The organism is Streptomyces sp. NPDC025618 (assembly GCF_055558795.1).
This window is the reverse complement of sequence record NZ_JBVHLW010000005.1, coordinates 81,582-105,769: the sequence shown is the minus strand read 5'-3', so window position 1 is coordinate 105,769 and position 24,188 is coordinate 81,582. Positions and strand designations below refer to the sequence as shown.

Below are 24,188 nucleotides of genomic sequence, written 5' to 3'. Positions count from 1 at the left end.
AACCCTTCGGCCGAGTGACGGCGCACTCCCTCGGCCCTGATAAATTCAGGGCGTTACCCACTTGACACCTCGATAAGGATGCGAAATTGGCTCGCCACCGGCTCCGCCGTTTAAACCGTCTCGCAGGAAGTGCGGCGGCCTCGGCCATAGCGCTCGCCGTGCTGCCCGCAGCGCCGGCCCTGGCGGATTCCGCCGACGGCTCGGGCACCCCGCACCTCGACGCCGTGGAGCAGACGCTGCGTCAGGTCTCGCCGGGGCTCGAAGGCGACGTATGGGAGCGCACCAGCGGTAACAAGCTGGACGCCTCCGCCGCCGACCCGACGGACTGGCTGCTGCAGACCCCCGGCTGCTGGGGCGACGACAAGTGCGCCGAGCGCCCCGGTACGAAGCGGCTGCTCGCCAAGATGACCGAGAACATCTCCAAGGCGAAGCGCACGGTCGACATATCCACGCTCGCGCCCTTCCCCGACGGCGCGTTCCAGGACGCGATCGTCGCCGGTCTGAAAGCCTCCGCGGAATCCGGCAACAAGCTGAAGGTCCGGATACTCGTCGGCGCCGCTCCCGTCTACCACTTGAATGTGGTGCCGTCGAAATACCGTGACGAGCTCAATTCCAAGCTGGGCAAGGCCGCCGGTGATGTCACGCTGAATGTCGCGTCGATGACCACGTCGAAGACCGCGTTCTCGTGGAACCACTCCAAGCTTCTCGTCGTGGACGGCGAGTCGGCGGTCACCGGTGGCATCAACGGCTGGAAGGGCGACTACGTCGACACGGCCCACCCGGTGTCGGACGTCGACCTCGCGCTGACCGGCCCCGCCGCCGGCTCGGCGGGCCGCTATCTGGACACGCTCTGGTCCTGGACGTGCGAGAACAAGAGCAACATCGCGAGCGTGTGGTTCGCCTCGTCCAACGGCGCCGGCTGCATGCCGACGCTGGAGAAGGACGCCAACCCCAAGGCGGCCGCCGCCACGGGCAAGGTGCCGGTGATCGCCGTCGGCGGTCTCGGGGTCGGCATCAAGGACAAGGACTCCTCCTCGTCGTTCCGCCCGGACCTGCCGAGCGCCTCGGACACCAAGTGCGTCGTGGGTCTGCACGACAACACCAACGCCGACCGCGACTACGACACGGTCAACCCCGAGGAGAGCGCCCTGCGGGCGCTGGTCGGCAGCGCGAAGAGGCACGTCGAGATCTCCCAGCAGGACCTCAACGCCACCTGCCCGCCGCTGCCGCGCTACGACGTCCGCCTCTACGACGCCATCGCGGCGAAGATGGCGGCCGGCGTGAAGGTCCGCATCGTGGTCAGCGACCCGGCCAACCGCGGTGCCGTCGGCAGCGGTGGCTACTCGCAGATCAAGTCGCTGTCCGAGATCAGCGATCTGCTGCGCAACCGCCTGGCGCTGATCACCGGCGGCCAGCAGGGCGCCAAGGCGGCGATGTGCGGCAACCTCCAGCTCGCCACCGCCCGCAGCTCCGACAGCGCCAAGTGGGCCGACGGGCATCCGTACGCGCAGCACCACAAGCTGGTCTCCGTGGACGACTCCGCCTTCTACATCGGTTCCAAGAACCTCTACCCGTCCTGGCTCCAGGACTTCGGGTACATCGTGGAGAGCCCGGAGGCGGCCAAGCAGCTCGACACCAAGCTGCTCGCCCCGCAGTGGCAGTTCTCGAAGGCGACCGCCACGTTCGACTACGAGCGCGGCGTCTGCCAGGGCTGATCGGGCCCGTACGCGCGAAGGCTCCCGCCGGAGGACCGACCTCCGGCGGGAGCCTTCGTGGTTCCGGTCAGCGCGAGCGGCTCACGTCCAGTCCCGGTGAGGACACCGTGCCGGGCACCTTGCCGCAGTACTCCGCCTCGATCAGGGCCGTGGTGTCGCCCGTCCAGTCCGCGTTGAAGTTGAACGCCGCGGTGTGCCGTCCGTCCGGCGTCGAGGACACGACCGAGACCGATCCGGGGATGCCGCCGTCGTGTCCCCACACCTTCACCCCGCACGACAGCGTCGCGGTGAGGACACCGAGGCCGTACGCCATCCGCGGGTCCTTCCCGCCGGTCGGCACCGTGGTCAGCAACTCCCGCTGCTGGCGCTCCGGGAGGAGCTCGCCGCCGAGCAGCGCGTGGTAGAAGCGGTTGAGGTCACCCGTCGTGGAGACGATCTCGCCCGCCGCGTACGCCCACGACGGGTTGAAGACCGTGACGTCGTGGATCTTCGCGTCCGGGGCGCTGTCCAGCTTCCCGTACGCCCTTCCGTGCGGGTCAGGCATCCACGGCGAGGTGCCCGGCAGGGTGGTGGCCCGCAGGCCGGCGGGCTTGAGGACGCGCCGGGTGACCTCGGAGGCGTACGAGCGGCCGGACACCTTCTCCACGATCATGCCGGCGAGGACGTAGTTGGTGTTGGAGTAGTGCCAGCCCGCACCGGGCCGGAAGTCGGGCGCGTGGGCCATGGCGATGTCCACGAGCTGACGCGGGGTGTGGGTGTCGAACCGGTGCTCGTAGAAGCCCGAGGTGAGGTCCTTCCGGACGCCCGCGTCCTCGGTGTAGTTGAAGATCCCGCTGGTGTGGTTGAGGAGCTGACGGACCGTGATGTCCCGCCCGTCGTGGCCGTGCCCCCGGACCACGCCGGGCAGCCAGCGGTCGACCGTGTCGTCGAGCCGGATCCTGCCCTCGGCCTCCTGCTGGAGGAGGGTGACGGAGGTGAACGCCTTGGTGATGCTGCCGACCCGGAAGCGGTCCTCCGCCGCGCGCGGCCGGCGCGTGGTGAGGTCCGCGACCCCCGCGGACCCCTGCCAGACGCCGTCCTCTCCCACGCTCCGCCCCAGCACCCCCGGCACCCCGGCCCGCACCTGGGCCTCCATCGCGGTGCGCGTGGCGGCGTGCGGGCCGGTGCCCCGGCCCGCGGCCGAGGCGGGCGCGGTGAGGGCGGTCGCGGTCACCGCGGCGGTGGCCAGCGCCCCCACCAGCACTCTGTGGATCGTGCGTACCTTCATGCTCTACGTCCCCTCCCTTTCCCACGGACAAGTGCACCGGACAGGACTCGCCCAACACCCGGCCGGTTGAGCCGCGTTGACCGCGGGGCCGGAATCCGGCCATGCGCGGCCAGTGGGTCGGTGAAGGAGTTTCCGGAGCACCCGAAGGCGACTAAAATGGACATACCGTCGCGTGAACGGGGGTGATCAGCGCAATGGACGTCGAAGAGGTCTGGCGGACGACCGGCGCCGAGCGCCGGAGCCTCGCCGACCTGCTGGACCGGCTCTCCGACGAGGAGTGGGAGCGGCCGTCCCTCTGTGAGGGCTGGCGCGTACGTGACGTCGCCGCCCACCTCGCCCTGTCGCGCACCGGCCCCGGCGCCACTCTGCTCGCTCTCGTGCGGGCGCGGGGCAGCTTCCACCGCATGGTGCGCGACACCGCCCGGCGCTACGCCGCGCGGCGGCCCACCGCGGCGCTGGCCGCCGAGATCCGGGAGTCGGCCGGATCCCGCCGCCACGCCGTCGGGACGAGCCACCTGGAGCCACTCCTTGACGTCCTCGTGCACGGCCAGGACATCGCGCTGCCGCTGGGCAGGCCGCGCGAGATGCCGCCACAGGCGGCGGCCGTCGCCGCCACCCGCGTCTGGACGACCGGCTTTCCCTTCCACGCCCGGAAGAATTTCTGGGGCCTGCGCTTCGCCGCGACCGACACCGAATGGGCCGCGGGGGAGGGCCACGAGGTGGAGGGCCCGATCGGCGCGATCCTGCTGCTCCTCACCGGCCGCCCGGCCGCCCTCGACCGGCTGTCGGGGGCGGGGGCGGAAGAGCTGCGCAGGCGCGTTCAGTGGGCGCCGGGCGCCGGGAGCACCCCGTCGAGGATGTGCCGCACCCCTCGCAGATAGCCGTGCCGCCCCTCGGCCTCGGCCGGGCGCTCGCCGTCGGCCGTGCCCCGGCTTTCCTGCGGCGGCCCGCCCGGCCGTGGCACGGTCGCGAGGATCTGCCCGGTCGTGTAGTACCAGATCGTCCGGTGCGCCTCGACCGCCCGCTCCCGGCTGAGCCCGCAGCCGACGAGCGCGGCGACGATCTCCTCCGTCATCCACGCCGCGGGCAGGCCCGCGGGCTCCCCGCGCGCCACGATGGGCACCACCCACGGGTTGCTCACGAACGCCTGGTGCATCAGCCCGCAGACCGCGGCCAGCCGCTCCCGCGGTTCCTCCGGAAGCTCCGGCCGCGGCAGCGTGCGGGCCGCGTGCTCCAGGGTCAGTGTGAGCAACTCGTCCTTGTCCCGCACATGGTGATAGACCGCCATCGCCGTGCTCCCCAGCGCACCGGCCAGCCGGCGCATCGTCAGGTTCTCCGCGCCCTCCTTGAGGATGATCTCGTAGGCGGCGCTGACGATGTGCTCGCGCGACAGCCGGGACGGCCGTCCCCGCTTCGGGCGTTCGGGTGTGCTGCCGGTCAGTGTTCTGCCCTCTTTCGTACGCGTGCCGCCGGGTCCGCCGCCACCGCGGGCGCGAGGGTGCCGCGTGAGCGTTCCGGATCTTCGCAGGCGTCCGAGGATACTGTTTCCGTATGCGTACGGTAACGCGCCGTCGCGCCGTGGGGGTCCGGCGGGGGAAGCGGAGCGGGCCGCGCGGGCCGCGCGTGTAGCTTTGCGTACAGCCGTGCCGAGGACCTGCGCGGCATTGCGCTCGTCACCTGCGCGTGTACTGCCGTGCCGGTACCGCCCTACCGATACAAAGGACGCCCCACCCATGCCGTACGTGCGCCACTGGTTGCGCAACTCCATCCTGCTGTTCGCGCTCGCGATCACGCTGGGACTGGTCGCCGCGCACACCCACCTGATCCAGCCGCACGATCTCAAGCTGGACCGCACGATCCAGACGCTCCGCACCGGCTGGCTGAATCACACGATGGAGGGGGTCAGCTATCTGGCCTCTCCGGTGGCCGGAGTCGTGATCCTCGCGGTCTGGAGCGGCTGGCTGCTGTTCGTGCGGCGGCGGCCGATGCGCGCGGTGGCCACCTTCCTCGTCGTCGCGGTCGGCTGGAACAGCACGCAGCTGGCCAAGGCGATCGTGGCCCGCCCCCGGCCGCCCCGGGAGTTCATGCTCGACCCCGAGATCGGCTCCAACAGCTTCCCCAGCGGCCACACCGCCTTCACCGTCGCCGTGGTGGTCGCCGCGTACTTCCTCCTCCGTGAGACCCGTCACCGCCGGACCGTCCTGGTCTGCGGCGTCCTCGCGGTGCTGCTCGTCGCCTTCTCCCGGATGTACGTCGGCGCCCACTACCCCACGGACACCCTCGGCTCGGTGCTGATCGCCGGTTCCGCGATCTTCTTCGTGACCGGCGTCTGGCACGCCTGGGTGCTGCCCCAGCTGCACCGGCTGCCGCTGATGGAGCGCTTCGGACTCTCTCGTGAACTGGACGAGCGGGACGCGGCGTCGCACGTCCACGGGAGTGTGCCGAGCGGGCGCAGGCGGGCCGCGGGCAGCGGCTCCGCGCCCACCGGCGGACGCCACCGCAAGCACGCGGGGCGCTGACGCCCTCACCCTCAGCCGATGCCTCCGCCTTCAGCGGAACGAGCGGGCCGGTCGCCAGTGGCGACCGGCCCGCCGTCGTTCCCGCGCCTTCCGGATTTCTGCAACGGGTTCTAGTGTGTGCGCCGTCACCCGCGGCGACGGCGCGACCCTACGGAGGGCCCATGGACCTCGACCACACACCGGAGCAGCGGCGCCTCCGCGCCGAACTGCGGGACTACTTCGCCGGCCTCGTCCCCGACAACGCCTACGCCCGGCACACCGACCCCGCCCGGCAGAAGCGCTTCTACCGCGACACCATCCGCCGGCTCGGCGCCGACGGCCGCCTGGGCGTGGGCTGGCCGGAGGAGTACGGGGGCGGCGGGATGACCCCCATGGAACAGTTCATCTTCTTCGACGAGGCCGCGCAGGCCGGGGTGCCCCTGCCGCTCATGGCGCTCAACACCGTCGGACCGACGATCATGCAGTACGGGACCCCCGAGCAGAAGGCGTACTTCCTGCCGAGGATCCTCTCCGGGGAGATCGACTTCGCCATCGGCTACAGCGAGCCCGACGCGGGCACCGACCTCGCCTCGCTGAAGACCCGTGCCGTGCGCGACGGCGACGACTACGTCGTCAACGGACAGAAGATCTGGACCACCAACGGCGACACCGCCGACTGGATCTGGCTCGCCGTGCGCACCGCCCCCGTGGAGGAGGGCGTACCGCTTCACCGCGGCATCAGCATCCTGCTCGTGCCGACCGGCGCCCCCGGCTACTCGTACACCCCCATCGACACCCTCGCCTCCCACGGCACCACCGCCGGGTACTACGAGAACGTCCGCGTCCCGGTCCGCAACCGTGTCGGGGAGGAGAACAAGGGCTGGCGGCTGATCACCACCCAGCTCAACCACGAGCGCGTCACCCTCGCCGCCCACGGCGCCACCGCGATCCGCGCCCTGCGCGACGTCCGGCGCTGGGCCGCGGCCACCCGGCTGCCCGACGGCCGCCGCGTCGCCGACCTCGGCTGGGTCCGCGGCCGCCTCGCCCGCACGCACCTGCGCCTCGACGCGATGAAGCTCCTCAACTGGCAGATGGTGGACGCACTCCAGCGCGGCACCCTCACCCCCCAGGACGCCTCCGCCGCCAAGGTCTACGGCTCCGAGGCACGCCGCGACGCCTACGCCTGGCTGATGGAGATCCTCGCCGCCGCGGGTCCCCTCAAGGAGGGCTCGGCGGGCGAGGTCCTCCACGGCGAACTCGAACGCGGCTACCGCAGCGCGGTCATCTTCACCTTCGGCGGCGGCAACAACGAGATCCAGCGCGAGATCATCTCCTGGATCGGGCTGGGGATGCCGCGGGTGCGGCGCTGAGGCGTCTGTTGTCCGGTGACAGTGTCGAGCACACGCCCCGGCTCGGCCTGCTCCAGGGCGGCCATCCCCAACCGGACGAGCCTCTCAATGGTCCGGTCGTCGCTCGCCCGAAGGCAGGCGGGTGCTCGAAGATACTGGCGCATCCCGCTCAACACGGGATCGGATCCCCGCTGAGCGGCCCATTCGGCCGCCGCTGATGACAGGCGACCGAGGCAGCGGCCATCGGCAGAGTCCAGGCCGCTCAACCCCCCGCCGGTGTCCGCAGGGCCAGGATCGCCATGTCGTCGTGGCCGTCGCCGGGGCGGGCGTCCGCCACGGCCTGGGACAGGGCGGCCAGGGGCTTGTCGGCGTGCGCGGCCGCGGTGGTCGCGATCATGCGCAGGCCCTCGTCGAAGTCGCGGCCCGGGTGCTCGACCAGGCCGTCGGTGAACAGCAGGACGGTCGCTCCCGGCGGCAGCACGTGCCGGTGGTCGCGGCGGACGAGACCGGCGTCGACGCCGATCGGCACGTCGGCGTCGGCGTCGAGGAAGCGCGCGCCGCCGTCCTCGGTCACCACGAGCGGCGGCGGATGGCCCGCGCTGCTCCACAGGAGCGACCAGCCGCCCTCGCACGGTGCGATGCGGGCCACGCAGACGGTGGCCATCGTGGGATCCGTGACGGCCTCCAGGGTGCGGTCGAGGCGGCTGAGCAACTCGCTGGGCAGCGCGTCGGAGTCGAAGGCCAGGGCGCGGAGCATGTTGCGGATCTGCGCCATCGTGGCGGCGGCCCGCACGTCGTGGCCGACGACATCACCGACGATCACCACGCGGCTGCCGTCGGGCAGCACCATCGCGTCGTACCAGTCGCCGCCGAGCAGCGCCGGGTCCGCCGCGGGCTGGTAGAGGGCCCAGGAGTCGAAGGGGGAGAGGTCGGGCAGGCTCGGCAGCAGCAGCCGCTGGAACTGCTCGGCACCCGCGCGCACCTGCCCGTACAGGCGGGCGTTCTCGATGGCCACACCGGCCGCGCCGGCCAGCGCGATCACCACGGCCTCGTCGGCGGCGTCGAAGGCGCCGCTGTCCTCACGGTCGGTGAGGTAGAGATTGCCGTAGACCTTGCCGCGCACGGTGATGGCGACCCCGAGGAGCGTGCGCATCGGAGGGTGGCCGGGCGGGAACCCCGTCGCCTGCCGATGCTCGGGGATCGCCTCGACCCGCAGGGGCCGCGGGTCGCTGATGAGCAGGCCCAGCAGCCCCTGGCCGTGCGGGAGAGCCACCCCCGCCAGCCGCTGTCTCTCCTCCTCGGTCAGGCCCACGGGGATGAACTCGGCGAGCTCGGTGCCCTCCTCGTCCAGGACGCCGAGGGCTCCGTAGCGGGCCCCGACCAGCTCCATGGCGGTGGTCACGATGCGGCGCAGCACGACGGGGAGGTCCAGCTCCCCGCTGACCGCGAGTATCGCCCCCAGTAATCCGCGCATGCGCTCTTGCGTGCGGGCGAATTCGGTCAGCTGCTCCCCGAGCCAGTCGAGATCCTCGTCGAGGGCCGGTCGGCGACCGGTGAGGTCGCGGTGGGTGTGTCCGTTGTCTGTCTCACTTGTCGCCACCGCTCAGACACTAGTGAATCGGCCGCTCCGGGGTGGGGAATGACCGCATGTCAGTACGGTGACCGTGGCGCGGTCGGAGACACGCTCCGTCACCGTCGCGAGAAGGCGGTCACGGACGCACTCGCGACCGCTTCTCGAACGGACAACCGCCCGGGTTCCAGGGGGGATTGAGGCGCCGCGGCAGCACTTATCGTAGGAGTCGCGGGAGTCGATAGGAGGAGCTGCCGACCACCGGAGGTGTGCCCATGCCGCAAGCCGACCCCGGGCTCTTCGGGCCCGCCTCGGTCGCCTGGCAGCTGCACGGTGACCCGATGATGTGGATCGCGGGCATCCGCGCGCTGTGGCTCCAGGCGCTGCACCCGCGCGCGGTCCGCGGTGTCACCCAGAATTCCGCCGCGTTCACCGAGGCCGACGCCTTCGGGCGGCTGCGGCGGACCGCGAACTTCGTGGGCACCACCCTCTACGGCACCACGGAGGCCGCCGAGCGCGCGGGCGCGGCCGTCCGCGGCATCCACCGGCGGCTGTCGGCCACCGACCCGGACACCGGCGAGCGCTACGGCGTCGACGACCCCGAACTGCTGCTGTGGGTGCACTGCGCCGAGGTCGACTCCTATCTCCAGGTCGTCCGCCGCTCCGGCATCCCGCTCACCGCGGCCCAGGCCGACGCCTTCCTGGACGAGCACCGGGCCTCCGCCCGGCTCGTGGGCCTCGACCCCGCCGGTGTCCCGGCCTCGACGGAGGCGATGGCGGCGTACTTCGCGAAGGCGCGGCCCCATCTGGCCCTCACCCCCGAGGCGCGTCAGGTCGACGCCTTCCTGCGCCGTCCGCCGGTACGCCCCCTGCTCAGACCCGCGCGCGCCCTCGTGTGGGGGACGGTGGCCTCCCTCGCCTACGGGGCGCTCCCTCCTTACGCGCACGAGCTCTACGGGCGCGCGGCCCCGCCTCCTGCCGTCGTCACCCGCCGCTTGCGCCGCGCGGGCACCGTCCTGCGCTCCGTCCCCGCCACCGTACGATGGCAACTCCCGCCCAAACACATCCTCCGGGCCGTCGGCAGGATGGGCGCCGGTAGCCGCCCTTCCTCCTACAACCTGCAAAGACGGGCCGCCATACTGGAGGGGCCGGGGGAGGCACAGCGACGCGACGGGGGCGGCGGCGAGGGATGGCGGAATCCAGGCTGATCCAGGGCCGGTACCTGCTGCTCGAACGGATCGGGCGGGGCGGCATGGGCGAGGTGTGGCGGGCGCGCGACGAATCACTCGGCCGCCAGGTGGCCGTCAAGTGCCTCAAACCGATGGGGCCCCAGCACGAGCAGTCCTATCTCCGCGTGCTGCGCGAGCGGTTCCGGCGCGAGGCGCGCCTCGCCGCCGGGCTCCAGCACCGCGGCATCACCGTCATCCACGACTTCGGCGAGTCCGACGGCGTGCTCTTCCTCGTCATGGAGCTGCTCGACGGCCGCAACCTCAGCGAGCTCATGGAGGACAACGACCAGCGGCCGCTGCCCGTGTCCGAGGTCGTCGGGATCTCCGAGCAGGTGGCCGCGGCCCTCGCGTACACCCACCGGCAGGGCGTGGTGCACCGCGACCTCAAGCCCGCCAACATCATGCGGCTCACCGACGGCGCCGTGAAGATATGCGATTTCGGGATCGCCCGCCTCGGGCACGACATCGGCTTCTCCGCGCAGTCCTCGCGCCTCACCGGCACCGGCATCGCCATGGGCACCCCGCACTACATGTCGCCCGAGCAGATCGGCGGCGGCCAGGTCGACCACCGCAGCGACCTCTACTCCCTGGGCTGTGTGCTGTACGAGATCGCCACCGGCGCCCCGCCCTTCGACATGGACGACGCCTGGGCCGTCCTCGTCGGCCACCGCGACACCCCGCCCACCCCGCTGCGGGAGATTCGCCCCGAACTGCCGGAGATGTTCGAGGAGGTCGTCCTCGACCTGCTCGCCAAGGACCCCGACGCCCGGCCGCCCGACGCCGGTGTCCTCCACGAACGGCTGCTGGAGCTCGCCCTGTCCGGGCACGCCACCACCGTGCCCCGCACGCTCCCCGAAGCCCGCCCACGCCCCCTGCGCGCCTCCGTACGCCTGCCCGAACCGCCCCGGCTCCCGCACTGGGCCCGGAACATGACCACCGGTTCCAAGGCGACCGGCCCCGGCGTCCTGCCCTTGCCGCCGCCCGACCCGGCCGCCTCGCTCACCGGCGCCTGGACCGGGCCCGCCGCGGCGCGCCCCGCGGAGACCGCGCCGCCGTCCCCGGAGGCCGTGGCCGGCCTCGCGAGGCGCCATCAGGAGGCGCTGCGGCTCGGCAGGCTGGGCCGCTGGACGGAGTCCGGCGAGGCGCACCGCGAGGTGGCCGCCGAGCGCGAACGCGCCCTCGGCGCCGACCACCCCGACACCCTCGCCAGCCGCTACGAGGCCGCCTTCACCCTCAGCCGGCAGGGCCGCCCCGCCGACGCGCTGCGCGAGTACGCCCGCGCCGCGGCCGGCCGCGAACGCGTCCTGGGCGCCGACCACCCGGACACGCTCGCCGCCCGCCAGGAGACCGCGTACGTGCTCGGGCAGCTCGGCCGGTACGCCGAGGCCCACGAGGTCTACGCCGCCGTGCTCGCCGCCCGCGACCGCACCATGGGCCCCGAGCACCCCGACACCCTCCGCTGCCGCCACAACCTCGCCTTCAACCTGGGCCGGCTGGGGCGGCTGGAGGAGTCGTACGGCATGGCGCGCGAGGTCGCCGACGCCCGCGCCCGCGTCCTGGGCGCGAGCCACCCGGACACCCTCGTCACCCGCTACGAGGTCGGCTACGCCCTCGGCCAGCTGGGCCGCTGGACCGACGCGCTGCGGACCTACCGCGAGGTGGCCGCCGCCCGGCAGCGCGCGCTCGGCGCCGACCACCCCGACACGCTCGCCGCCCGCTACGAGGCCGGCATCTGCCTCGGCCGGCTCGGCCGCAGCGCGGAGGCGCTCCGGCTCTTCCGCGACCTCGTGGACGAGCGCACCCAGGCCCAGGGCCGGGAGCACCCCGACACCCTGCGGGCCCGGCACTGCCTCGGCGTCAATCTCGGCCGGCTCGGCCGCTGGGAGGAGGCGCTCGCCGAGGCGCGCGGCGTGCGCGCGATCCGCGAGCGGGTGCTGGGCGCCGACCACCCCGAAACCCTCGTCAGCTGCCGGGAGGTCGCGGTCGCCCTCGGCTGGCTCGGCCGCTGGACCGAGGCGCTCGCCCGCTACCGCGAGGTGGCCCAGGCCCGCCAGCGGGTGCTGGGCGCCGAGCACCCCGACGCCCTGGCCAGCCGCGGCGACGAGGCCCACTGCCTGGAGCAGCTCGGCCGCTCCACCGAGGCCGTCGAGCTCCACCGCCAGGTCGCCGCGCTGCGCCGGACGCGGGCCACCCGCGGGGCGCCGTACCGGAGATGAACGCAATAATCTGACGTTGCGTCAGAAAAACTCTTCCCTCGCCCGGCCCCCTGCGGCATCCTGCCGCCCATGGAGACCGAGCTGAGCCGGCGACTGGGAATCGAGCACGCGCTCTTCGGCTTCACCCCCTTCCCCGCGGTGGCCGCGGCCGTCACCCGCGCCGGGGGACTCGGCGTGCTCGGCGCCGTGCGCTACACCGACCCCGGCGCCCTCGCCCGGGACCTCGACTGGATGGCCGCGCACACCGACGGCAAGCCCTACGGGCTCGATGTCGTCATGCCCGCCAAGAAGGTCGAGGGCGTCACCGAGGCCGACGTCGAGGCCATGATCCCGGACGCGCACCGGCGCTTCGTCCAGGAGACCCTCGCCCGGCACGGCGTACCCGCGCTCGCCGCCGGGGACCGCTCCGGATGGCGCATCACCGGCTGGATGGAGGAGGTCGCCCGCGCCCAGCTCGACGTCGCCTTCGAGCACCCGGTCACGCTGCTCGCCAACGCCCTCGGGCCGCCGCCCGCCGACGTCGTGCGCCGCGCCCACGACCACGGCGTCCTCGTCGCCGCGCTCGCCGGGAGCGCCCGGCACGCCGTCCGGCACGCCGAGGCGGACATCGACATCGTCGTCGCCCAGGGTTACGAGGCGGGCGGCCACACCGGCGAGATCGCCACCATGGTGCTCACCCCCGAGGTCGTACGGGCCGTCGACCCGCTGCCCGTACTCGCCGCCGGTGGCATCGGCAGCGGCGAACAGATCGCCGCCGGGCTCGCGCTCGGCGCGCAGGGCGTCTGGCTGGGCTCCCTCTGGCTCACCACGGAGGAGGCCGAGCTGCACTCGCCCGCCCTCACCGCGAAGCTCCTGGCCGCGGGCTCCGGCGACACCGTGCGCTCCCGTGCGCTCACCGGCAAACCGGCCCGCCAACTGCGCACGGCCTGGACCGACGCCTGGGACGACCCGGGCGGACCCGGCCCGCTGCCGATGCCGCTGCAAGGGCTGCTCGTCGCCGAGGCGCTGTCCCGCATCCAGAAGTACGAGGTGGAGCCGCTGCTCGGCTCACCGGTCGGGCAGATCGTGGGGCGGATGAACTCCCGGCGCAGTGTCCAGGCCGTCTTCGACGACCTGACGGCCGGCTTCGAGCGGGCCGTCGACCGGATGAACCGCATCGCGGGCCGCACCGGGCCCGCCCGGCCCTGAGACCGAGGAGGGAGCACCCCATGCCGCACCCCGAAGGGTTCTGGGCACAGGCCACCGCCGACCCCGAACGCACCGTGCTCGTCACCCCCGACGGCCGCACCCGTACCGCGGGCCGGCTCCACGCCGCCGCCAACCGGCTGGTCCGCGGCCTGCGCGCCGCCGGACTCCGCCGGGGCGACTCCTTCGCCGTCGTCCTCCCCAACGGCGAGGAACTCCTCACCGCCTACCTCGCGGCCACCCAGGCCGGCTTCTACCTCGTACCCGTCAACCACCACCTCCTCGGCGAGGAGATCGCCTGGATCGTTGCGGACGCGGAGGCGGGGGCGCTCATCGCCCACGAGCGGTTCGCCGCCGCCGCGACCGCCGCCGCCGACGGCGCGGGGCTGCCCGCCGCGCGCCGTTACGCCGTCGGTGACATCCCCGGCTTCCGCCCGTACGAAGGGCTCCTCGCCGGCCGCCCCGGCACCCCGCCGGCGGACCGCACGCTCGGCTGGGTCATGAACTACACCTCCGGCACCACCGGCAGGCCACGGGGCATCCGCCGCCCGCTGCCCGGGAAGCCGCCCGAGGAGAGCCATCTCGGCGGCTTCCTCGGCATCTTCGGCATCAAGCCGTTCGACGACAACACCCACCTCGTCTGCTCACCGCTCTATCACACGGCGGTCCTCCAGTTCGCGGCCGCTTCCCTGCACCTCGGCCACCGGCTGGTGGTCATGGACAAATGGTCCCCCGAGGAGATGCTGCGCCTCATCGACACCCACCGCTGCACCCACACCCACATGGTCCCCACCCAGTTCCAGCGGCTGCTGGCACTGCCCGCGCACGTACGGGACGCGTACGACGTCTCCTCCATGCGGCACGCCATTCACGGCGCCGCCCCCTGCCCCGACCACGTCAAGCGCGCGATGATCCGCTGGTGGGGCAACTGCGTCGAGGAGTACTACGCGGCCAGCGAGGGCGGCGGGGCCTTCGCCACCGCCGAGGAGTGGCTGAAGAAACCCGGCACCGTCGGCAGGGCCTGGCCCATCAGCGAACTCGCCGTCTTCGACGACACCGGCCGGCGGCTGCCCGCCGGTGAACTCGGCACCGTCTACATGAAGATGACCACCGGCGGCTTCGCCTATCACAAGGACGAGAGCAAGACCCGCGAGAACCGCCTCGGCGACTTCTTCACCGTCGGCGACCTCGGCTTCCTGGACGAGGACGGCTATCTCTTCCTCCGCGACCGCAAGATCGACCTGATCATCTCCGGCGGGGTCAACATCTACCCCGCCGAGGTCGAATCCGTGCTCCTCACCCATCCCGCCGTGGCCGACGCCGCCGTCTTCGGCGTTCCGCACGACGACTGGGGCGAGGAGGTGAGAGCCGTGGTGGAGCCGGCCGACGGCCACGCGCCCGGCGCCCCGCTGGCCGCCGAGCTCCTCGCCCACTGCGCGCGCCACCTGGCGGGCTACAAGCGGCCCCGGGCCGTCGACTTCATCGCCGACATGCCCCGCGACCCCAACGGCAAGCTCTACAAACGCCGGCTGCGCGACCCGCACTGGCGGCGCCCGGCTTAGCCCGCGGGCCGGCCCGTGCCCGCGGCCGCGTCCCCTAACTCCCCGGGATTCCGTCCGGGGGTGCCCGGACGGAGTCTGGGGGAAGTAGCCGGGGGAGTGTGAGGACCACGCGGCGAAGCCGTGTTGCCGGGGGGTCTGGGGGCTTGCCCCCACGCGGCGGAGACGCGGCCGGGAAGGGGCGGGGCAGGGGAAGAAGCCCGCCGCAGACGCCGGCCGGCCCGCACCGGCGGTCCCGGGGCCGTGCCCTTCGACCCCGCTCACGGCCTCGGCTCACGCGCGTCCACGACGCGCCTCAGCTTGCCCGTCGAGCGCCTCAGCGTGCCGGGGTCCACGATCTCCACGGCGGCCGACACCCCGATACCCTCCTTCACCCGGCGGGCGATCTCCCCGGCCGCCTCCGCGCGTCGCCCCGGCGTGGCCCCGGGCCGGGCCTCCGCGCGCACGGTGAGGTGGTCCATCCGGCCCTCGCGCGTCAGCCGCAGCTGGAAGTGCGGGGCGACGCCCGGCGTGCGCAGCACGATCTCCTCGACCTGCCCGGGAAAGAGGTTGACCCCGCGCACGATGACCAGATCGTCGCTGCGCCCGGTGATCCGCTCCATGCGCCGGAAGACGCGGGCGGTGCCGGGCAGCAGCCGTGTGAGGTCGCGGGTGCGGTAGCGGACGACGGGCATCGCCTCCTTGGTGAGCGAGGTGAGGACCAGCTCGCCGTGCTCGCCCTCGGGCAGCACCTCGCCCGTGACCGGGTCCACGATCTCGGGAAAGAAGTGGTCCTCCCAGATGTGCGGCCCGTCCTTGGTCTCCACGCACTCCTGCGCGACGCCCGGACCCATGACCTCGGACAGGCCGTAGATGTCCACCGCGTCGAGGGCGAACCTCTCCTCGATCTCCCGCCGCATCCCCTCCGTCCAGGGCTCGGCCCCGAAGACGCCGATCCGCAGCGAGGACGCCCGGGGGTCGAGCCCTTGGCGCTCGAACTCGTCGAGCAGGGTGAGCATGTAGGACGGCGTCACCATGATGACCTCCGGCCGGAGGTCCGTGAGCAGCCTGACCTGGCGTTCGGTCATCCCGCCGGACGCGGGGACCACCGTGCAGCCGAGCCGCTCCGCGCCGTAGTGCGCGCCCAGCCCGCCGGTGAACAGGCCGTAGCCGTAGGCCACATGCACCTTGTCGCCCGGCCGGACACCGGCCGCCCGCAGCGAGCGCGCGACGACCTCGGCCCACGTGTCGAGATCCCCTTGCGTGTAGCCGACGACGGTCGGGGTGCCCGTCGTACCACTGGAGGCATGGATCCGGCGCACCTCGCCCTCCGGCACGGCGAACATCCCGAACGGGTAGTGCTCGCGCAGATCCCCCTTGGTGGTGAACGGGAACCGCGCGAGATCCCCGAGCCCCCGGCACTCCTCGGGCCGCACGCCGGCGGCGTCGAACGCGTGCCGGTAGAAGGGCACGCGCTCGTAGACGCGCCGCAGGGTGCGGCGCAGCCGTACGAGCTGCAGCTCGGTGAGCTGCTCACGGGACATCTGCTCGGCTGCGTCGACCATGCCGGGGAGTTTCCCCGGGTGCGGCGGTGGCCGAAACCGGGGGAGTGCCCCCGACGCCACCGGCTACCCGAGGACCCGCCCCGCGAACCGCCGCTCGAAGCCGTCGCCCACGTCCGCCGTCACCGTCACGTCGTACGCCCCGTCCGAAGCCACCGCCACCGTCAGCTCCGTGTGGCCGCCGGCCGTGACCGTGGCGGTCGTGCCGTCCGAGACGGTGAAGAGCACGGGAGCGTTTCCGCCGTTCGTCAGGGCCAGCCGCAGTCCGTCGGGCGAGGCCGTGACCGCGGCCTCCGGATGGCCCTTCGCCGCGTTCGTCCACGTGCGGACGTCTCCCTTGAAGCCGCGCAGATAGCCGTCGGGGCCGTGCAGGTCGATGTCGTATTTGCCGCCGCCGTAGGTGAGCGCGCTGAAGTAGTCGCTCGCGCTGCCGCCCACCGGGACGGTGTAGTGCCATGCCTCGTACGCCCGGTGGTTCACCGTGTAGGCCGTGAAGCCCGCGCCCAGCCGGCCGGTGTTGACCACCTTGAACCACAGGCGGTTGGTGGAGGTGTCGGTCCAGGAGGTGGTGTCGAAGCCGTAGCCGGTCGGCCGGGCCGGGCGGGTGCCCTCCTCCTGGGCGGGGCGGGCGGCGCCGGCCGGGGGCTTGGCGTCGGGCAGGGAATCCTGTCTGTCGCAGGCGGCGACGAGGGCCGTCGTGTCCGGCAGCGCGGGGAAGGAGGCGTTCTTCGAGGTGAAGTCGAAGGCGCTCATCAGGTCGCCGCACACCGTGCGCCGCCAGGCGGAGATGTTGGGCTCCTTGACGCCGGTCCAGTTCTCCAGGAAGCGCAGCGGCGAGGTGTGGTCGAGCACCTCGGAGTGGACGTAACCGCCCCGGCTCCACGGTGAGATCACGGTCATCGGGACCCGCGGCCCGAGCCCGATGGGCGCGCCGCCGATGAACTCGTCCGGGGTGCCGGACGGCGGCACGGGCGGGGCGACGTGGTCGAAGAAGCCGTCGTTCTCGTCGAAGTTGAGGAAGACCACCGTCTTCGCCCAGACCTCGGGGTGCGCGGCCAGCGCCTCCAGGACGTACTTCGCGGTGTAGTCGGCGCCGTACGCGGGCGGGTAGGCGGGGTGCTCGGACTGCCGCTCGGGGGCGACGACCCAGCTGACGGCCGGCAGCTTGCCGTCGGCGACGTCCTGGTTGAAGGCGTCGGCTGTACGGCGCCGCATGCCGTTGACGTACAGCGAGGAGTCGCTCCCGGCGCTCTTGAAGCGGCTGAACCAGGCCAGCGGGTTGTCGTCGTAGTTGTCCTGCTGCTGGTAGACGCGCCAGGAGATCCCGGCGGCGTCGAGCCGCTCGGGGTAGGTGGTCCAGGTGTAGCCCTTCTCGGAGTTGTCGGTGACCGGGCCGCCGTTGTGGCCGCCCGGGTCGATCATGCCCGTCCACTGGTAGAGCCGGTTGGGGTTGGTCGGCCCCTGCACGGAGCAGAAGTACTGGTCGCAGATGGTGAACGCCTCGGCCAGCGCGAACTGGAAGGGGATGTCCGCTCGCTGGTAATACCCCATGGTCCAGGCGCTCTTGGCGGGGATCCAGTTGTTGTATCTGCCGCCGTTCCAGGCGCTGTGGGTGCCCGCCCAGCCGTGGTCGAGGTCGCGGACGCGCTGGGCGTCGGTGGTGGCCGTGTCCAGGTGCCAGGGCGTCAGCACACTGCCGCCGAGGGGCCCGAGCGTCGTCTGGCGCAGGACGTCGGAGCCGCCGGGGAAGCGCAGCAGGGAACGGTCCCCGAAGCCCCGTACGCCCTTCAGCGTGCCGAAGTAGTGGTCGAAGGAGCGGTTCTCCTGCATGAAGATCACCACGTGCTCGACATCGTCCAGCCTGCCGGACGGCGAGCTCGCGGCCATGGCCTGCTGGAGTGAGGACGGCAGGGCGCCGAGCGCGGCGGCGCCGGCGGCCGCGCCGAGGAAACCACGGCGGGACAAGGGGGTCACGGTGACTCCTGGAGGCAGCGGGTGGAAGGTGACGCGCCGATTGAAGGCCCGCGTGGCCACCGCCGCCCCAACGCCCGCGGAGTGCGCCGTGTCCACCGCGCGCACAGGAGGTGTCCCGCGTGTCAAGACCTGGCAAAAGCGCTACGGGGCGCGCTCCCCGCAGGCCACGGCCCGCGCCCACCGGTAGTCCGCCTTGCCGCTGGGCGAGCGCTCGACGCGGTCGGTGAGGACGAGGCTGCGCGGCACCTTGTACCCCGCCAGCCGGGCGCGGCAGTGCTCCTGGAGCGCGCCGAGCGTCGGCGGGCGCGCACCGGCCCGGGGCTGGACGACGGCCGCGACGCGGTGTCCCCACCGGGCGTCGGGCACGCCGGTGACCAGCGCGTCGTACACATCCGGATGGGCCTTGAGCGCCTCCTCGACCTCTTCCGGATAGACCTTCTCGCCACCGGTGTTGATGCACTGCGAGCCGCGCCCCAGGACGGTGACCACGCCGTCCGGGCCGACCGTGGCCATGTCCCCGAGCAGGACCCACCGCTCGCCCCGCGCGTGGAAGAACGTCTCCGCCGTCTTCGCCGGGTCGTTGTAGTAGCCGAGCGGCACATGGCCGCGCTGCGCGACCCGCCCGACCTCGCCGGGGCCCACCGGTTCGTACGTCACCGGATCGACCACCGCCGTACGGTCGTTGACGCGTACCCGCAGGCCCCGGCCGCCGTCGTCGGTCGCGGTGCCGTTGAAGCCGGACTCCGAGGAGCCGAAGTTGTTCACCAGGGCCACGTGCGGCAGGAGCGCCGCGAACTCCTCCCGTACGGTGTCCGACAGGACGGCCCCCGAGCTGCTGACGCTGAACAGCGACGAGCAGTCCGTGCCCCGCAGCGGCCCCGCCAGCGCCTCCACCAGAGGCCGCAGCATCGCGTCACCCACCAGCGAGACGCAGGTGACGCGCTCCTTCGCGACGGTCCGCAGCACCTGCTCCGGCACGTACTTGCGGTGCAGGACCACCTTCTGGCCGAAGTCGAAGGCGATGAAGGCCGTCAGCGTGGACGTGCCGTGCATCAGGGGCGCGGCGGGGAAGAAGACGAGACCCTCGCCGCCCGCCGCGACCCGCTCGGCGAGCTCCTCGGGCCGCCGCACCGGGTCGCCGGTCGGCGCGCCGCCGCCGAGCCCCGAGAAGAAGAGGTCCTCCTGCCGCCACATGACGCCCTTGGGCATGCCGGTGGTGCCGCCGGTGTAGATGATGATCTGGTCGTCGCCGGAGCGCGGCCCGAAGTCGCGCCCCAAGGCGCCCGATGCCTCGGCCTCAGTGAAGGGCACGGGCTCGATCCGGGGCCTGGGGGCGTCCTCGGGCGGCGGGCCGACGCGGACGAGGTGGCGGATCCGCTCCGCCCCGGGCAGCGCCGCCGCCACCCGCCCGGTGAACTCGGCGTCGAAGACCAGCCCCGCCAGGTCGGCGTCCCGGTAGAGATAGGCCAGCTCCTCCTCCACATAGCGGTAGTTGACATTGACCGGCACGGCCCGGAGCTTCAGGCACGCCCAGAGGCTCTGGAGGTACTCGACGCCGTTGTAGAGGTGCAGGCCCACGTGCTCGCCCGGCCGGATGCCGCTGTCGCGCAGATGGTGGGCCAGCCGGTCGGCCGCCGCGTCGAGCTGCGCGTACGTCAGCCGCCGCTCGGCGCCGCTGCCCGGGTGCTCGATGTGCACCAGGGCCTCCCGGCCGGGCACCGTGTCGACGATTGACTCGAAGAGGTCGGCGAGGTTCACGTCCATGTCTCCTCCTGTCTCCTCCTGCCGGGCGGTACGGCGGGGAACAGCGGCGGTGGCGCGGTGGGGCCCGGTCGCGCGGTCGCGGACGGGAACGGCGGTGGTGCGGCGGCCGGGCGGCCAGGCGGTCATTAGAGCGCCGGGCGCGGTGGGTGGGAAGGGGCACCGCCCAAGAAATCTGACAGGTTGTCAGAAAACTCTTGAAGTGCGGACCCGCCTCCGCCACCCTGTTCTCCGTCGCCGGACAGGAGGACACCCATGAGCGGGACCGCACACCTCGTGGTCGAACGCGTCGGCGCCACCCTGCTGCTCACCCTCAACCGGCCGGAGGCCAGGAACGCCCTCTCCCTGCCGATGCTGGTCGGGCTCCACGACGGCTGGGCCGAGGCGGACGAGGACGACACCATCCGCTCCGTCGTCCTCACCGGCGCGGGCGGAGCCTTCTGCTCCGGCATGGATCTCAAGGCGCTCGCCGGGCAGAGGGCGGCGGCCGACGACACCTGCCGGGAGCGGCTGAAGGCGGACCCCGACCTCCACTGGAAGGCCATGCTCCGCCACCACCGCCCCCGCAAGCCCGTCATCGCCGCCGTCGAGGGCCCCTGCGTCGCGGGCGGCACCGAGATCCTCCAGGGCACCGACATCCGCGTCGCGGGCGAGAGCGCCACCTTCGGCCTCTTCGAGGTCCGGCGCGGCCTCTTCCCCGTCGGCGGCTCCACCGTCCGCCTCGCCCGCCAGATCCCGCGCACCCACGCCCTCGAAATGCTGCTCACCGGCCGCCCCTACACCGCCCGCGAGGCCGAGCGCATCGGGCTGATCGGCCGGGTCGTGCCCGACGGCACCGCCCTGGAGTCGGCCCTCGCCACCGCCGAACTCGTCAACGCCAACGGCCCGCTGGCCGTGGAGGCGGTCAAGGCGTGCGCCTACGAGACCGCCGGCCTCGACGAGCCCGACGCCCTCGCCGTCGAGCTCGAACGCGGCATGCGGATCTTCGACACCGCCGACGCCAAGGAAGGCGCCCGCGCCTTCGCCGAGAAGCGCCCGCCCGTCTTCCGGCGCGCCTGAGACCACCGGAGACGCCCGAGACCGTCCGACAGAAGGAGAGCCGCGGCCGTGTCCGAGATCCTCACCGCGCCCCTGGTCGTCGAATTCCCCTTCACCCGCTCCCTGGGCCCCGTCCAGAGCGCCTTCCTCACCGGCCTGCGCGAACGCGTCGTCCTCGGCGTGCGCGCCACCGACGGCCGCGTCCTCGTGCCGCCCGTCGAGTACGACCCCTTCACCGCCGAGGAGATCCGCGAGCTCGTCGAGGTGGCCCCCACCGGCACCGTCACCACCTGGGCCTGGAACGCGGCCCCCCGCCCGCGGCAGCCCCTGCCGACTCCCTTCGCGTGGGCCCTCGTACGCCTCGACGGGGCCGACACCGCCCTCCTGCACGCCCTCGACGCCCCCGGCCCCGACGCCATACGCACCGGCATGCGCGTACGCGTCCGCTGGGCCGCCGAGCGCACCGGCGCGATCACCGACATCGCGTGCTTCGAACCGCACGAGAGCGGCACGGCGGGCCCCGCGACCCCGCACACCGGCGCCTTCGCCGACCCGGTCACCGGCATCACCACCCCCGCCCGCCTCGACTACACCTACGCCCCCGGCCGCGCCCAGAGCCGGCACCTCACCGCCCTCGCCCGGCACACCCTCACCGGCGAACGCTGCCCCGCCTGCCGCCGCGTGTACGTACCGCCCCGCGGCGCCTGCCCGACCTGCGGCGTCGCCACCGGCGAACAGGTCGAGGTGGGCCCGCGCGGCACCGTCACCACCTACTGCGTCGTCAACATCAAGGCCAGGAACGCCGCGATCGACGTCCCGTACGTCTACGCCCACATCGCCCTCGACGGCGCCGACCTCGCCCTGCACGGGCGCATCGCGGGCATCCCCTGCGACCAGGTGCGCATGGGCCTGCGCGTCGAGCCGGTCTGGACCGAGGGCGCCCGCCACCCCGACCACTACCGCCCCACGGGTGAACCCGACGCCGACTACGACACGTACAAGGAGCTGCTGTGACGCGGTACGCCCGCGACGTGGCGATCGTCGCCTTCGCGCAGACCGCCCACCGGCGCTCGTCGGAGGACGTGTCCGAGACCGAGATGCTGCTGCCCGTCCTGCGCGAGGTGCTGGAGCGGGCACAACTGGCACCCGGCGAGGCCGGCTTCACCTGTTCGGGGTCGAGCGACTACCTCGCCGGGCGCCCCTTCTCCTTCACCATGGCCCTCGACTGCGTCGGCGCCTGGCCACCCGTCGCGGAGTCCCACGTGGAGACGGACGGCGCCTGGGCGCTCTACGAAGCCTGGGTCGAACTCCTCACCGGCGCCGCCGACACCGCCCTCGTCTACGCCTACGGCAAGTCCTCCGCCGGTGACCTCGGCGCCGTCCTCACCCGCCAGCTCGACCCCTACTGCACCGCCCCGCTGTGGCCCGGCCCCGTCGACCTCGCCGCGCTCCAGGCGCGGGCGCTCATCGACGCGGGCGAGACCGACGAGGAGGCCCTCGCCGCCATTGCGGACCGCAGCCGCGCCGCCGCCCGCACCAACCCCCACGCGCGGCTGCGCGGCCGGGTGCCGATGGGCGACCATCTCGTGGCACCGCTGCGCACAGGCGACTGCCCGCCCGTCTGCGACGGTGCCGCCGCGGTCGTCCTCGCCGCCGGGGACACCGCCCGCCGCATGTGCGAACGGCCCGCCTGGATCCGCGGCCTGGACCACCGCGTCGACCCGCAGGGCCTCGGACTGCGCGACCTCACCGACGCGCCATCCGCCCGGCTCGCCGCCGAACACGCCGGGGCGTTCGACGCCCCCGTCGACACCGCGGAGATCCACGCGCCCTTCACCGCGCAGGAGGTGATCCTGCGCAAGGCCCTCCGGCTCGGGGACGACGTCACGGTCAACCCCTCCGGCGGCGCCCTCGCCGCCGACCCGGTCATGGCGACCGGGCTGATCCGCTTCGGCGAGGCGGCCGCCCGCATCCACCGCGGCGCGTCGGACCGGGCGCTGGCCCACGCCACCTCCGGACCGTGCCTCCAGCAGAACCTCGTCGGCGTCCTGGAAGGGGAGAGCCGGTGAAGCGCGCGGACAACGAACCCGTGGCCGTCGTCGGCATCGGCCAGACCCGGCACGCCGCCGCCCGCCGGGACGTCTCGATCGCTGGGCTCGTCCGCGAGGCCGCCCTGCGCGCCCTCGCCGACGCGGAGCTGACCTGGGCCGGCGTCGACGCCGTCGTCATCGGCAAGGCGCCCGACTTCTTCGAGGGCGTCATGATGCCCGAGCTCTACCTCGCCGACGCGCTCGGAGCCGTCGGCAAACCCCTGATGCGCGTGCACACCGCGGGTTCCGTCGGCGGCTCCACGGCCCTCGTCGCCGCGAACCTCGTGGCCTCCCGGGTGCGCGGCACCGTCCTGGCCGTCGCCTTCGAGAAGCAGTCCGAGTCGAACGCCATGTGGGGGCTGTCCCTGCCCGTTCCCTTCCAGCAGCCCCTGCTGGCCGGCGCCGGCGGCTTCTTCGCCCCGCACGTACGCGCGTACATGCGCCGCACCGGAGCGCCCGATCACGTCGGCACCCTCGTCGCCTACAAGGACCGCCGCAACGCCCTGCGGAATCCCAGCGCCCACCTCCACGAACACGACATCACGCTGGAGAAGGTGCGGTCGTCGCCCATGCTGTGGGACCCGATCCGCTACTCCGAGACCTGCCCCTCCTCCGACGGGGCCTGCGCGATGGTCCTCACCGGCCGTGCGGGCGCCGCGCGCGCACCGCGCCCGCCGGCCTGGCTGCACGGCGGCGCCATGCGCAGCGAGCCGACCCTCTTCGCGGGCAAGGACTTCGTCTCGCCCCGGGCGGGCCGCGACTGCGCCGCCGAGGTCTACCGCCAGGCGGGGATCACCGACCCGCGCCGCGAGATCGACGTGGCCGAACTCTACGTCCCCTTCAGCTGGTACGAGCCGATGTGGCTGGAGAACCTCGGCTTCGCGGCCGAGGGCGAGGGCTGGAAACTCACCGTCTCCGGCGCCACCGAGCAGGACGGCGACCTGCCCGTGAATCCCTCGGGCGGGGTGCTGTCCACCAACCCCATCGGCGCCTCGGGCATGCTGCGCTTCGCCGAGGCCGCGCTCCAGGTGTGCGGCCGGGCCGGCGCACACCAGGTCGACGGCGCCCGCAAGGCGCTCGGTCACGCCTACGGCGGGGGAGCGCAGTTCTTCTCGATGTGGCTGGTGGGCGCCGAGCCGCCCGGCAGCTGAGGCGCGCGGCCTGTCCGGCGCATCGCGCGCTCGCTAGGGTGGCCG

At 73.1% G+C, this 24,188-nt stretch carries 18 protein-coding genes; 12 read left to right on the top strand and 6 right to left on the bottom strand.

What is annotated here, in order from left to right; genetic code table 11:
- The first annotated feature begins 158 nt into the window (after nucleotides 1–158).
- A complete protein-coding gene (locus tag ACZ4A5_RS07470) occupies nucleotides 159–1,715 on the top strand; it encodes a phospholipase D-like domain-containing protein (protein WP_467579404.1) in 1,557 nt (518 codons plus the stop codon).
- Nucleotides 1,716–1,782: 67 nt separating this feature from the next.
- Here the strand turns inward: ACZ4A5_RS07470 and ACZ4A5_RS07465 are convergent, their stop codons facing one another.
- Nucleotides 1,783–2,982, bottom strand: coding sequence for a serine hydrolase domain-containing protein (locus ACZ4A5_RS07465; RefSeq protein WP_467579401.1), 1,200 nt, complete (start codon nucleotides 2,980–2,982; stop codon nucleotides 1,783–1,785).
- 194 nt (nucleotides 2,983–3,176) lie between these two features.
- On the opposite strand from ACZ4A5_RS07465, the gene ACZ4A5_RS07460 reads away from it, so the two are divergent.
- Nucleotides 3,177–3,863 (top strand): maleylpyruvate isomerase family mycothiol-dependent enzyme, encoded by a 687-nt coding sequence (locus tag ACZ4A5_RS07460; protein WP_467579398.1) that lies wholly within the window; start codon nucleotides 3,177–3,179, stop codon nucleotides 3,861–3,863.
- Here the strand turns inward: ACZ4A5_RS07460 and ACZ4A5_RS07455 are convergent.
- On the bottom strand, nucleotides 3,803–4,717 hold the full coding sequence (locus ACZ4A5_RS07455; protein WP_467579732.1) for a TetR/AcrR family transcriptional regulator: 915 nt from the start codon (nucleotides 4,715–4,717) through the stop codon (nucleotides 3,803–3,805). The two genes, ACZ4A5_RS07460 and ACZ4A5_RS07455, sit on opposite strands and share 61 nt — an antisense overlap.
- On the opposite strand from ACZ4A5_RS07455, the gene ACZ4A5_RS07450 reads away from it, so the two are divergent.
- On the top strand, nucleotides 4,716–5,501 hold the full coding sequence (locus ACZ4A5_RS07450; protein ID WP_467579395.1) for a phosphatase PAP2 family protein: 786 nt from the start codon (nucleotides 4,716–4,718) through the stop codon (nucleotides 5,499–5,501). The two genes, ACZ4A5_RS07455 and ACZ4A5_RS07450, sit on opposite strands and share 2 nt — an antisense overlap.
- Before the next feature lie 161 nt (nucleotides 5,502–5,662).
- Entirely contained in the window at nucleotides 5,663–6,850 is a 1,188-nt protein-coding gene (locus ACZ4A5_RS07445) for an acyl-CoA dehydrogenase family protein (protein ID WP_467579392.1), read from the top strand.
- A 241-nt stretch (nucleotides 6,851–7,091) separates the two neighbouring features.
- On the opposite strand, the gene ACZ4A5_RS07440 is transcribed toward ACZ4A5_RS07445, so the two are convergent.
- Nucleotides 7,092–8,429: a PP2C family protein-serine/threonine phosphatase gene (locus ACZ4A5_RS07440; RefSeq protein WP_467579389.1), complete on the bottom strand. Its 1,338-nt coding sequence runs from the start codon at nucleotides 8,427–8,429 to the stop codon at nucleotides 7,092–7,094.
- Between the two features lie 245 nt (nucleotides 8,430–8,674).
- On the opposite strand from ACZ4A5_RS07440, the gene ACZ4A5_RS07435 reads away from it, so the two are divergent.
- The 4 genes from ACZ4A5_RS07435 to ACZ4A5_RS07420 all read left to right on the top strand — a co-directional run bounded on the left by ACZ4A5_RS07435 (nucleotide 8,675) and on the right by ACZ4A5_RS07420 (nucleotide 14,591).
- Nucleotides 8,675–9,607 carry an oxygenase MpaB family protein gene (locus tag ACZ4A5_RS07435; RefSeq protein ID WP_467579386.1) on the top strand — a complete coding sequence of 311 codons (933 nt, stop codon included), beginning with the start codon at nucleotides 8,675–8,677 and terminating at the stop codon, nucleotides 9,605–9,607.
- Nucleotides 9,589–11,844 (top strand): serine/threonine-protein kinase, encoded by a 2,256-nt coding sequence (locus tag ACZ4A5_RS07430; RefSeq protein ID WP_467579383.1) that lies wholly within the window; start codon nucleotides 9,589–9,591, stop codon nucleotides 11,842–11,844. Before ACZ4A5_RS07435 ends, ACZ4A5_RS07430 begins: the two co-directional genes overlap by 19 nt.
- A gap of 69 nt (nucleotides 11,845–11,913) precedes the next feature.
- Nucleotides 11,914–13,032 carry a nitronate monooxygenase gene (locus tag ACZ4A5_RS07425; RefSeq protein ID WP_467579380.1) on the top strand — a complete coding sequence of 373 codons (1,119 nt, stop codon included), beginning with the start codon at nucleotides 11,914–11,916 and terminating at the stop codon, nucleotides 13,030–13,032.
- 20 nt (nucleotides 13,033–13,052) lie between these two features.
- Nucleotides 13,053–14,591 (top strand): acyl-CoA synthetase, encoded by a 1,539-nt coding sequence (locus ACZ4A5_RS07420; RefSeq protein ID WP_467579377.1) that lies wholly within the window; start codon nucleotides 13,053–13,055, stop codon nucleotides 14,589–14,591.
- Nucleotides 14,592–14,848: 257 nt separating this feature from the next.
- Here the strand turns inward: ACZ4A5_RS07420 and paaK are convergent, their stop codons facing one another.
- From paaK to ACZ4A5_RS07405, 3 genes are all read right to left on the bottom strand, one after another.
- On the bottom strand, nucleotides 14,849–16,132 hold the full coding sequence (paaK, locus tag ACZ4A5_RS07415; protein WP_467579374.1) for a phenylacetate--CoA ligase PaaK: 1,284 nt from the start codon (nucleotides 16,130–16,132) through the stop codon (nucleotides 14,849–14,851).
- A 63-nt stretch (nucleotides 16,133–16,195) separates the two neighbouring features.
- Nucleotides 16,196–18,103 carry a phosphocholine-specific phospholipase C gene (locus tag ACZ4A5_RS07410; protein WP_467579371.1) on the bottom strand — a complete coding sequence of 636 codons (1,908 nt, stop codon included), beginning with the start codon at nucleotides 18,101–18,103 and terminating at the stop codon, nucleotides 16,196–16,198.
- 141 nt (nucleotides 18,104–18,244) lie between these two features.
- Nucleotides 18,245–19,867 carry an acyl-CoA synthetase gene (locus tag ACZ4A5_RS07405; RefSeq protein WP_467579369.1) on the bottom strand — a complete coding sequence of 541 codons (1,623 nt, stop codon included), beginning with the start codon at nucleotides 19,865–19,867 and terminating at the stop codon, nucleotides 18,245–18,247.
- Between the two features lie 252 nt (nucleotides 19,868–20,119).
- Between ACZ4A5_RS07405 and ACZ4A5_RS07400 the strand changes: the two genes are divergently transcribed.
- From ACZ4A5_RS07400 to ACZ4A5_RS07385, 4 genes are read left to right on the top strand one after another with little or no spacing between them, the layout of a single operon-like run.
- On the top strand, nucleotides 20,120–20,923 hold the full coding sequence (locus tag ACZ4A5_RS07400; RefSeq protein WP_467579367.1) for a crotonase/enoyl-CoA hydratase family protein: 804 nt from the start codon (nucleotides 20,120–20,122) through the stop codon (nucleotides 20,921–20,923).
- Between the two features lie 48 nt (nucleotides 20,924–20,971).
- Complete coding sequence (locus ACZ4A5_RS07395; protein WP_467579365.1) at nucleotides 20,972–21,916, top strand: Zn-ribbon domain-containing OB-fold protein; 945 nt, start codon at nucleotides 20,972–20,974, stop codon at nucleotides 21,914–21,916.
- Entirely contained in the window at nucleotides 21,913–22,971 is a 1,059-nt protein-coding gene (locus ACZ4A5_RS07390; RefSeq protein WP_467579362.1) for a thiolase domain-containing protein, read from the top strand. Before ACZ4A5_RS07395 ends, ACZ4A5_RS07390 begins: the two co-directional genes overlap by 4 nt.
- Nucleotides 22,968–24,143, top strand: coding sequence for a thiolase domain-containing protein (locus tag ACZ4A5_RS07385; RefSeq protein ID WP_467579359.1), 1,176 nt, complete (start codon nucleotides 22,968–22,970; stop codon nucleotides 24,141–24,143). The genes ACZ4A5_RS07390 and ACZ4A5_RS07385 overlap by 4 nt, the downstream gene beginning before the upstream one ends.
- The last annotated feature ends 45 nt before the right edge of the window (nucleotides 24,144–24,188 follow it).